The organism is Streptomyces sp. CC208A (assembly GCF_030010625.1).
Lineage (GTDB): Bacteria > Actinomycetota > Actinomycetes > Streptomycetales > Streptomycetaceae > Streptomyces.
In genome coordinates this window covers 183,789-195,394 of the sequence record NZ_JASCXN010000011.1, presented here as the reverse complement: position 1 = coordinate 195,394, position 11,606 = coordinate 183,789, and the positions used below count along the sequence as shown (strand labels likewise).

3 protein-coding genes are annotated in these 11,606 nt (G+C 70.4%); 1 reads left to right on the top strand and 2 read right to left on the bottom strand.

Annotated elements, in window-relative coordinates:
• On the bottom strand, window positions 1–6,246 hold a 6,246-nt coding region (locus QK442_RS15155; protein WP_282694455.1), incomplete at its 3' end, for a ricin-type beta-trefoil lectin domain protein.
• Window positions 6,247–6,862: 616 nt separating this feature from the next.
• On the opposite strand from QK442_RS15155, the gene QK442_RS15150 reads away from it, so the two are divergent.
• Window positions 6,863–10,042 (top strand): hypothetical protein, encoded by a 3,180-nt coding sequence (locus tag QK442_RS15150; RefSeq protein ID WP_282694447.1) that lies wholly within the window; start codon window positions 6,863–6,865, stop codon window positions 10,040–10,042.
• Between the two features lie 14 nt (window positions 10,043–10,056).
• Here QK442_RS15150 and QK442_RS15145 read toward each other — a convergent pair whose 3' ends face one another.
• On the bottom strand, window positions 10,057–11,580 hold the full coding sequence (locus QK442_RS15145) for a PLP-dependent aminotransferase family protein (RefSeq protein ID WP_282694446.1): 1,524 nt from the start codon (window positions 11,578–11,580) through the stop codon (window positions 10,057–10,059).
• Window positions 11,581–11,606: the final 26 nt, after the last annotated feature.

The window sequence follows — 11,606 nt, the reverse complement described above, 5'->3', positions numbered from 1 at the left end:
GCCCGCGAGGGCCGCGGCACGCTCCGACGCCGTCAGCGAGATCGCCAGGCCGGTCGGGTCGGAGTGCGTGACCGGGTTGTTGTGGGCGTACGCGTAGCCGCTGGACTGCTGCGGGTCGGTCAGGTCGACGACCGGGTCGGCGGAGAGGAAGCGTCCGACCACCGGGTCGTACAGACGGGCGCCGAGCGGCGTGTAGCCGGAGGCGTCGTCGTTCGTCGCGCCGAGGAACCCCTGGTGGCTGAAGAGACCGGCGGCGGTCGCCGTCGGGCCTCGCTGGTTGCCGAAGGGGTCCTGCTTGCGGACGCGGACCGGCTGGGTGCCGTACAGCGCCACCTCGGCGTACGGCGTGCCCTGGTGGTCCATCGTGATGGCCACCAGCGACGAGGTGCCGGTCCCGTAGGAGACGCGCATGATCGCGCCGCCCGGAGCGGAGTACGTGCGCTGGGTGGTGACCGGCGCGCCGCCCTTCTGGACCGTCACCTCGGCCTCGCCGAGGTGCAGCGTGGCCTCCTTGCCCTTGATGGTCAGCAGCCGGCCGCCGTCGGGGCCGTAGATGTGCCGGGTGTCGTTCTGCGCCGCCCACTGCTGGGCCGCGACACCGGAGGCACAGGTCGCCAGGACCAGCGGCGTGCTGTTCGCCGTGGCGGCGTCCTTGACCGCGACGCACAGACCCGACGCGACATGCGTCAGCTGCCCGGCGGCGTTCCGCCGCACCTGCTGCGCGGTGGTGCCGTCACACTTCTGGACCTGCACCGCCGAACCGGCCGTGCCGGCCACGGGGTCGGCACACCAGGTGTCGTGCACCGTCAGCGTGCCCAGATTCGGGTCGGCCTGACCCGGGGCCACGGCGAACCTGAACTTCTGCGCCGCCGAAGCGTTGCACTGGTACAGAGTGAGCGCCTGGCCCGCCTTCGCCACACCCGAGTAGAGGTCGAGGCACTTGTCCCCGAGCCCCACGTACGAGGTCTTGCCGCCGGTGCCCGCGCCGGTGATCCGGTCGATCTGGCCGTCGTGGGTCCAGGTCAGCGTCTGGCTGTCGCCGTTCTGGATGGACGTGACCGACTTCGTCTCGCCCGTCAGCTCGTACAGCCGTGTCGCCTCGGCCTTCACCGCCGCACCGGCGGGCGTCTTGTAGGCCTTCGACACCTTGGTCAGCGTGTGCGGCTGGGTGCCGTCCGCCTTGCCGTAGGTGTAGGCGGTGACGGCGTCCTTGGTGGTGTCGCCGGCGAGGTCCTTCTCGGTCAGCTTCGTGCGGTTGCCGAGGAGGTCGTACTCGTACTCCTGCCAGTAGCCGGAGCCGTCGCCGGCGGAGACGTCCGCGACCGTCGGGGCGGTCGCACACGCGGTCTGGTCCTTGCTGGTCCAGGCCTTCTTCAGCTGGCCGAGCGGGTCGTACGTGAAGCACTGCCGCTCGGCGATGCCGGTGGCGTGCTCCCGGATCCCGGTGACGTTGCCGGCCGGGTCGTAGCTGTAGGAGCGCTTGGAGACGAGGACACCGCCGCCGAGGGACGCGTCCCCCGTCTGCTCGCGGTAGACCTGCTGGTTCTGCAGCTCACCGCTGGCCTCGTCGAAGGTGTTCTGCGTCCACACCCGGTACGGCTGGGCACCGAGCGTGGAGCGCATCACCTGGCCGTACGGCGAGTAGACGGTCTCCGAGCCGTACCAGTCCTTGCCGGATATCGAGAGCGGCAGACCGTCCTTGTTGTAGCGGACGACGACCTTCTCGGCGGCGAGCCCGCCGACGGCCGGCAGCGAGACCGAGTCGACCAGACCGGTGTCGGAGTACTGGTAGCCGTACGTGTACGAGGGCTGGAGACCCCACGTGTCGGCTATCGACTGCGGCAGGGTCAGCGTCGTCGAGGTCGGCTGGTAGTCCTTGTCGTAGCCGTTGACCTGCTGCTTGTACGCCAGACCGTCCGTGTAGCGGGTCGCCGCCTGCGGGAGGCCCTTGCCGCCCGGGGCTCCGTCGTACGTGAAGTCGGCCAGGAGCGGGCCGCTGCTGCCGGTCAGCCTCTGCTGCGTCGGACGGGACAGTTCGTCGTAGGCGTTCCAGACCGTGACGCCCCGCGCGTTGGTGAGCGTCAGCGGCCGGTCCCGGTGGTCGTACGTCATCGTCGTCGTGCCCGTGTCCGGGTCGGTGGACGAGGTCATCCGGCCGCGGTGGTCGTACGTCCAGGACCACGGGTGCCCCGGGTCCGCCGAGGCCGTGGCCCGCGCCATCTGACCGCGGGCGTTGTACGTGTACCGCATCGACGTCGCCAGCGCGGGCGTGCGCGCCGCGTCGGTGTACGTGTCGATCCGGGAGGAGCGGCCCAGGGCGTCGGTGTAGATCCGGTAGGACGGCGCGCCCTTCGGGTTGATCACCGTGGACCAGTCGGAGCCGTACTCGTAGCGGGTGGCCCGGTCCGGGAACGCCTGCGAGGTGGCTCCTTCGGAGCCGGGGGCCTCGTACTTGAGGTAGGGCATCTCCTCCACGACGCGGCCGAGGCCGTCGTAGGTGTACTGCGTGACGTTGGGAACGGCCGTGTCGGCGTCCGGGGTGAACAGTTCGCCGGGTACCGCGTCGAGGGCCAGGTAGGCGTTCCGGGTGCGCCAGACCTCGCCGGAGCTGTTGTACAGCGTGTCCGTGAGCAGCCAGCCGCTGCCGGTGGCCTGTTCCTGGGTCTGGCGCTGGCGGCCGAGACCGTCGTAGATCACGACGGAGGTCTCGATGCGGTTCTCGTGGCCCCGCGTCCTGGTGGTGACGTAGGGCGGCATGCGCACCGGGTTCGCCGGGTCGACCAGGGGGATCGTGTAGACGGCCTCGAAGTCGGGAACCGACGAGGTCGAGCGACCCGCGCCCCAGGCCTTGGAGAGACGCCCGAGCGGGTCGTACTCCGCCTGGGTGACGCGGCCGTTGAGGTCGGTGGTCCTGAGGCCGACGGAGCGGCCGGGCTCCAGCTCCTGGGTCTGTTCGTGGCCCAGGGAGTTCTTCTCGGTGACGGAGAAGACCTGGCCCTCGGACGGGGTGTAGGTGATCGTGGAGGTCTTCAGGTCGGGGTCGGTGCGCGAGATGACGCGGCCGATTCCGTCGAAGCGGGTGGTGCCGTCGCTCTGGAAGCCGGTGCCGTCGCCCTTGAGCGACCAGGTCTGGGTGGCCAGTCCGCGGGAGCCCGCGGAGAGCGCCGTCACGTCGTAGGGCTGGTGGTCGTAGGCCACACGGCTGCCGCCGCTGAGCGTCGACCAGTTGTCGGCGTCCGCCTCCACGCAGGTGGTGGGGGCGGTGAGGATCTCCTTGGTGACGCCGATGATGTGTTTGGCGGGCTGGTCCAGGTAGGTCATCCTGGTGCAGGACTCGTCGCCCTGCTTCCCCGTGTCGCCGAGAGACTCGACCCGTGTGGGCAGGCCGTTGCCGGCGTCGAAGGTCGTCCTGGTCTCGACGCTGCGCAGGGTTCTCGTGTCGTCTCCGGTTCCGGAGGACTTGGTGAACGACACGGTCTTCGGCTCGGTGACCCGCCAGGACCGCAGCGGGCTCAGGCCGTCGCCGCGCTCGCGGCGGGCGAGTTCGCGGGCGTGCGGGTAGGTGACGGTGCGGGTCAGCCAAGCCGTGTCACCGGCGTTCGCGTAGGTGAGTTCCTCGGCGACGCGGCCGGCGAACGGCTCCTCGTCGGCGGCGATCGGCTCGCCCTCGCTGTCGAGAACCGTGCCGGAGCCCATGCCCTGGAAGAAGCGGGCGACCGTCTTGGTCCGCTTGCTCCCGGTGTTCGGGGCGTCCACGCCGGTGATCGTGGTGGTCGACGCGAAGCCCGCGAACTGGGAGTACGTACGGGTGGACTTCTTGGTGAACTCGCCCTCGGCGAGCTTCCAGCCCGCGCCGTCATAGGTGTAGGACGTCCGCGTCGGGTAGGAGCCGTCGATGTTGGGGAGTTCCTCGACCGATTCGACGACGTACTTGTGGAACCAGTCGATGTCCTCGACGTTCGGGTCCGGGTGCCAGAACGCCGGGTAGCACAGGCGGGTGTTCTTCTTGAGTCCGTCCGTGTCGGTCTTGCCGGGCAGCCCCGCGCCGTCGCTGGGACATTCGGGTCCCGGCTTCTTGTACGTGATGACGGTCTCGCCGCCGTACTCGTTGATGACGCGCGCGATCCGCAGCCGGGAGAACGACGGCTTGTTGTCGTCCTTGATCCGGTTGGGCATGTCCTCGGGGTTGTGCTCGAAGCGCACCGGGTTGAGCTTCGTCTTCGCGTCGCCGGCACCGTTCCGGGCGAAGCCCGTGCGCTGGATCGACTCCAGCCACAGCGCGGTGTTGACGCCCGTCGCGTGGACCGGGAAGCTCTGCTTCAGCTGGTACTCGTCCACGTCCTGACGGGCGGTGGTCGAGGCGAGTCGCTGCGCCGACGTGGTGATCTTGTCGAGGCGCTTGCGGGACCAGAAGGTGGGTCCGGCGTGCCAGCACTTCTTGCCCGACGCGGCGCAGTACAGGCTGGCGGGCGTGTCGTACCAGGGGCGGAACTTCTGGGACAGCCCGGACGTGAAGTTGGCCTCGGTGCAGGTCACCGAGTCGACCGTGTAGCAGCGCTCCTCGACGGAGAACCGGACGCTGGCGGGTGCCGTCTTCGAGAAGACGCTGCCGGCGCGCTGTCCGTAGTCGATGCGGGAGAGGTAGCCGTCGCGGTGGTACCGCGTCGGCTCGGACCAGTTGAAGTTCTGCGCGTAGTAGTTGTCGTCGCGTTTCCACCACAGGGACATGGCGTTGCCGTGGACGTCCTCGACGTAGTCGAGGTTCCACCGCCAGGCCTGGAGGCAGTGCGAGTTCTCCCAGGTGCTCGTGTAGCAGGGCTCGCCCGGGTGGTTGCCGTAGACCGGGACGGCGAGCACGGAGTCCGTGTACGGGTCGTTGGCGGACCAGCCCGGCAGCTTGTTGAGGCCGAAGTAGTACTTCGTGCCGTTCCTGGTCGTGACGACCCAGTACTCGCCGTCGTCGTCCTTCAGGTCCTCGCGCGGGTCGTTGGCGGTGTTCTTGAGGCGCTCGATCTTCGAGCCGTCGCCGTTCGCGGTGAACCAGGCGCCCAGGGGCTTGCCGTCGGATCCCTTGGGCCCCTTGGTCTCGTCCCACACCAGCTCGGTGGTCATGCCGCCGAGCGAGAGGGTGGCGTTCTCCGAGCCGTAGCAGAGGTCGGCCGTACCGTGGCTCGGGTTGTTCGATCCGGCCTTCTTGGCGTCCTGGCGGCAGTTGGCGTAGGTGCGGGTGATCGAGCCCGCGTTGTAGTCCCAGCCGTCGCCGATCCAGGAGGCCTGGTTGTTGGTGGCCGAGGTGCGGCCGTCGACCGTCTGAGAGGAGTACGACAGCTTCACGTTCGGCGCGAGGCCGCCGGCGACCTCGGGGATCTGCACCTGGTAGCCGTACGTGAAGGCACCGCTCGACGAACCCGCCGCCCAGGAGCCCGAGGACAGCAGGGGTGAGGCGGTGTAGTCACCGGCGCTGGAGGCGCCGGTGTCGCCGACGCCGACGGTCCTGGTGCCCGGTGTGGTGGTCGCGGCGAAGGCCGCGGTGCGGACCTGGGAGTCCGTCGCTATGGGGGACGGTCCGCTGTCCAGCATCTTGGAGACGGGCAGGAGGCCGCTGACGATCGTGCGGACCGGCTCGTCCGTGGCCGTCGTCGTCCGGGTCGGGGCGTCCTCGGCCGGCACCACCTTCACCGAGCTGGCGAGGTGCTCGAACTCGGCAGCGTCCGCCACGCCCGACAAGGTCTGTGTGCCGGTCTCGGTGCACCCTCCCGTCGTGGCCGCGTCGAAGGCGCAGTCGGGCAGCAGCATGGCGCCGAAGCGCTCGGCGGCCTGGGGACCGTAGAGGTCCTTGAACTCGCTGGTGTCGACGTCGAGCACGACCTGCGCGTTCGGGTCGACGCCCGCCGGCGGGGTGATCTGCATGATCAGACCGGCGAGGCCCGCCTCCTGGGAGGTGGTGGGCGCGGCGAGGTCAACCGTCCACTGCCCCGCGAGGGCCGACGGTTCGGTGCCGGCGGGGACCCCGAGGGCGATCGGCAGGCCGTTGGAGACCGGAACCGAGGTGCCGGCGGCCGCAGTGCTCAGATCAGCGGTTCCGGTGCCCGCCTGCCAGGGGGTGATCTTCTTCGGCTCGTACGGGAGGACGGGAACGTCCGCGGGGGTGCCCAGCTCCGTGACGCTCGGCAGTTTGGGAGCGACCGGCACGTCCTCGGGCAGCTCGGGGAGCTTGACCTCGCTCGTTTCCTCCATGCGGTTCATGCCGGGCCCCGGAGCGGCCCATGCCTGGGCGCTCAGGCTCGTCACCGACAACGTCGAGGACAACAGAAGGACGGTCGCCGTGCGGCCGAGCCGCCGACGCCGTCGTAGTGACTCCGTCATGGCTGGGCGTCCCCGCCCCAGCCATGACAGCGGACCTGAAGCACGCATACGCGGCGACTCCCACTGAGGCGAACCCAAACAACGGATGAGGTGCGGAAACACCGAAGAGCGCACGCCTGGACCAGGCGCACGCGTGTGCACCCTGCGCCATGAACACCGCTCGTCTCAAGGGAGAGGAAGCACGGGTTCCACGCATCGCTGTGAGGTCGGACACGGTGCATCACCTGGCGAACGGTGACACTGACGATCTTTCATGTGGATCTTCCGATTTGCCGTGAACCGGGCCTTAATGTCCGCCCGAAAGCCACAGGAGGGCCCGCATCGCCCGCGCGGCCGACACCTCCCGACTCCACATCACGAGTCCATAAATTCTTCATGAATGGACAGGATGTGAAGCGAATGTAATCGTTTGCGCGCCTCTGCCCCCGCGATCCATCGTCCGGGGCTTTCTGTGCTGTCCCCCCATTCCGCTTGGTTCCCACGGGAGTAGACCGCCGTGACCGCGCCCCGCCTGCTCAGCCCTTTCGTGCGCACGCGCACCAGGCTGGCCTGCACCCTTGGCCTCGTACTGGCCGCACTCGCCGCATCACTGTTGCCCTGGTGGCAACCTGACGGCCCGCCGGGCACACGGCCGAAGCGGCCGATCGAGGCGAAGCCGGCCGCGGCCGCCCCCCGCGACACGCAGACCGCCGTCGCCCAGGCCCGCCGCACCGGGAAGCCGGTCCTCGTCGAGACCGCGACCACGGCCACCGAGCAGACCTGGGCGCTGCCCAACGGGCGCATGCGCACCAGCATCCACGCCGTCCCGCAGCGCGCGAAGAACGCCAAGGGGCAATGGGCACCTATCGACAACACCCTGGAGCGGGCGGAGGACGCGCCTCGCGGACTCGGCATCCGGCCCAAGAATCCGGCGACGCCCGTACGGTTCTCCAACGGCAGCACGGACACCTCCCGCGCCGACCGCTCCTTCGCCCGCGCCCCGCGGCCCGGCGACACCGTGCTGGCCGAGATGGACATCGACGGCCACACCATCACGTACACCTGGCCCGGCGCCCTGCCCGAGCCGGTGCTCGACGGGCCCCGCGCCCTCTACCCCGAAGTCCTGCCCGGCGTCGACCTGCTCGTGCTCGCCCGCGAGAGCGGCGGCTTCGCCCAGCTCCTCATCGTCAAGAACCGCGAGGCCGCGCAGCAGGAGGCGCTCAGGACCGTGACGTACGGCCTGCGCTCGGACACCACCGTCTTCCGATACGAGGAGTCCGGCAGCCTCGTGCAGATCCTTGACAAGGCAGGGGACGAGGTCGGCTCCCTGCCGACCCCGTTCGCCTGGGACTCCAGCGGCCGCGACCCTGAACTCCGCGCCGCCGGTACCGCTCCGCGCACCTCGACGGCCACCCCCGCCGACGTCCTGAAGCTCAGCGGTCTGAGCAGCATCGAGCCCGGCGCCCGGCGCGCCCCCGTGCCCGTCCTGCTGTCCGGGGAGGGCACCGGCGACGCGCGTCTCCAGCTCCAACCCGCCGCCACCGGCCTCTTCACCGACGAGAACGTCCTCTTCCCGGTCTTCATCGACCCGACGATGAAGACCCCGAAGGAGGCGTGGACGATCGCCTACCGGCCCTACCCGAACAGCAGCTTCTACGACGGCACCAACTTCGGCTCCGGCACCTCCGACGCCCGCGTCGGATACGAGTCCGACACCGGTGGTCTCGCCCGCTCGTTCTGGCGCATGGACTTCCGTACCATCACAGGCGCCACGGTCCACGAAGCCTCGTTCAAGGTGCTGAACAACCACTCGTGGTCGTGCAGCCCCCGCGAGTTCAAGCTTTACCTCACCGGCGGCATCTCGACCAACACCACCTGGAACTCCCAGCCGAGCTGGGCGACCTGGCTGGACAGCAACACCTTCGCCCACGGCTACGACCCGGACCCGAACTGCCGTGACGACTACGAGGAGTTCGAAGGCGCCAACGTGACGGCCGCCGCCCAGAAGGGCGCCGACAACGGCTGGGGCAACATCACCTTCGGCCTGCGCGCCACGAGCGAGGGCGACACCCACACCTGGCGCAAGTTCCAGGCCTCGTCGGCGGAGTTCGTCGCGGAGTACAACAGTGTGCCCAGCGAACCCAAGCTGGTCACCGGCAGCACTTGCGTGGAGTCCCCGGGTTCCAAGGTCATTGCGACGACGAGCATCTCCATCTCGGTCAACGCGAAGGACGCCGACGGCAACCTCAGCAAGATCCGCTTCCGCTACGGCAAGGTCGGTCAGGCCAAGACCGATCTGCTGATCACTCCGAACTCCAGCGGCACGGCCACCGCGAACATCACCGGCCTGGTCGACGGCGCCACCTACAGCTGGATCGCGCGGGCTGAGGACTCGTACAGCCCACCGGGCCTCTCCACCTGGTATCCGCCCGGCGTCGAGTCCTGCCAGGTCACCATCGACACCACGGCGCCCCAGAAGCCCGACGTCGACAGCACCGTCTTCCCTGAGGCCACCGACGACGGCCAGACCTGGGCCTCGGTCAAGTTCGGCGGCACCGGCGCGATCACCTTCAAGTCCCCGGGCGCCACGAAATTCACCTACAACTTCGAGGGCGTGACCAGCACCGGGGGAACGGTGACCGCGACCAACGGAACAGCGACCGTCTCCAACCTACGGCCCCCGCACGCCGGTCCGAACGGCCTCCAGGTCTTCGCCCACGACGCCGTGGGCAACGTCAGCGCGCGTACGGACTACACCTTCTACGTCCGGCCCCGCGACAAGGCCGACGCCCCCGGTGACCTCGGCGGCGACGGCTTCGTGGACCTCCTGACCGTCTACCCGAACGGCAGTCTGAGATCACTGCCCGGCGCCGCGGGCGGTGATCTGTACTCGACCATGCCCGGCTCCTACGTCCTCAGGCCCGCCTCCGGCGACCCCGAGAACCTCAAGGCGCAGGAACCGCCGTCCGGCCACTGGTACGACGCCGCCACCGGCAAGGCCGCGCTGATCACCCACTACGCGGACGTCTACCCCGGCGACGGCAGCACCGACCTGTTCTCCGTCTCTCCGGACGGCCGGTTCTGGCTCTACCCCGGCGACGGCTACGGCACTTTCAACGTCGAGGACCGGATCGACATCCGGCTCCCCGCGGGAACCCCGGCGCCGTCGACCTGGACGCAGATCAAGGCCGTCGGCGACATCACCGGCGACAAGCTGCCCGACCTCGTGCTGCGCGCCGGCTCGGCCTTCTGGACGCTGTCCGGCTACACCGGCGCCACGTTCCAGACGGCCACCCAGATGCCCGGTGAGAACTGGACGCGGCGCGAGATCGTCAACCTCGCCGACATCGACCAGGACGGGACCCCGGACCTGCTGTGGCGCGATCTGGACACCGGCTCCATGTACATCCGGCACGGCAAGCCCGGCACCGGTACGGGCAGTGTGAACCTCACGTCACTCATGACCTCGGCGAACTCCCGTCAGGGTGACGTCCAGTACGGCAGCGGCTGGACACAGACCAGTGTCTCGGCCGTGGTCGGCATCCCCGATGTGAACGGCGACGGGATCCCCGACATGTGGGCCCGCTGGGGATCGGACGGGTACATCCGCGTGTACTACCCGTCCGATGTCAACACCAAGCCCGCTGCCAAGACGGTCCTTTCCGTCGACTGGCGGAACGTCAAGGCATTCGGATAGGCACTCACACCCACTTATGCCGTCGAGCCCCGGTCGATCCCCTTCGACCGGGGTTCTTCGGCCTCGGCCTCCCCCACCCCCTCCAGGACCCGGCACAGCGCCCCGAGCGCGCCCTGCCAGGCGCTGTCCGGTGGGGTGCCGTAGCCGACGACCAGGCCCTCCTGGGAGCGGGGGGCCTCCGGGTGGCGGAACTGGTCGAGGCCCTGGACGGCGAGGCCGTGCCAGGCGGCGGAGCGGAGGGCGGCCTGTTCGGTGCCGGGGGACAGGGAGAGGACCGCGTGCAGGCCGGCCGCGATGCCGCCGACGTGGATGCCGGGGGCGCGGGCGGCGAGGGCGGTGACGAGTTCGTCGCGGCGGCGGCGGTAGCGGAGCCGCATGGCCCGTACGTGGCGGTCGTACGCCCCCGAGGCCAGGAACTCGGCGAAGGCGAGCTGGTCGGGGGTGCCGCACATCCAGTCCACCACCGCGCCCTTCTCGGCGGCGACCTCGTCCATCAGGCCCTCCGGCAGCACCATCCAGGCGAGCCGCAGGCCGGGCGCGAGGGACTTGCTGGCGGTGCCGATGTAGACGACCCGCTCCGGGTCGAGGCCCTGGAGGGCGCCGACCGGCTGCCGGTCGTAGCGGAACTCCCCGTCGTAGTCGTCCTCCAGGACGAGGCCGCCGGTCGCCCGCGCCCAGTCGACGGCCGCCGCCCGCCGGTCCGGGGGCAGCGCGCCGCCGAGCGGGAACTGGTGGGCGGCGGTCAGCAGCACCGCGTCCGGCGCGGTCCGCGTCAACTCCTCGACGCGGGCGCCCCGTTCGTCGAAGGGCAGGGCGGGGGTGGCGAGGCCCGCCTTCCGCAGGAGCCCCGCGTACAGGCCGAGTCCGTACGACTCCACCGCCACCGCCCGCGCCCCGCGCGCCCGCAGGACTTGGCCGAGGAGCATCAGGCCGTGGGCGAACCCGGCGCAGATCACGATCCGTTCGGGCCGCGCGTGCACGCCGCGGGCGCGGGCCAGGTACTCGGCGAGGGCGGTGCGCAGTTCGGTCCGGCCGCGCGGATCGCCGTACCCGAAGGCCTCGTTGGGGGCGGCGGTCAGCGCCCGCCGGTACGCCCTGAGCCATGCGGTGCGCGGGAAGGAGGCGAGGTCCGGGCTGCCGGTCCGCAGGTCGTACGCGGGGACGGGGGCGCGCCGCCGGGCCGCCCGTACGGCAGGGATGCCGATGGGGGTGTTGCCCGGCGAGAGGCCCGCCGGGGGCCGTTCCGGGGCCGGTTCCGCGGCCGGCCGGGGCTCGGCGCGGCGGGCGACCCGGGTGCCGGAGCCCTGGCGGGCGGTGAGCCAGCCCTCGGCCACCAGCTCGGCGTAGGCGTCGGCGACGGTGTTGCGGGCCACGCCGAGGTCCGCCGCGAGCTGGCGCGAGGACGGCAGCCGGCTCCCCGGCGCCAGGCGCCCGCCGCGTACGGCCTCGCGCAGGGCGTCCATGAGCCCGGCCCGCAGCCGGGGTCCGCGCAGTTCCAGATGGAGGTCGGCGCCGAAAGTGGCCCAGTCGTTCCGCATGGGAATGGACCATAGCGCCACGCCAT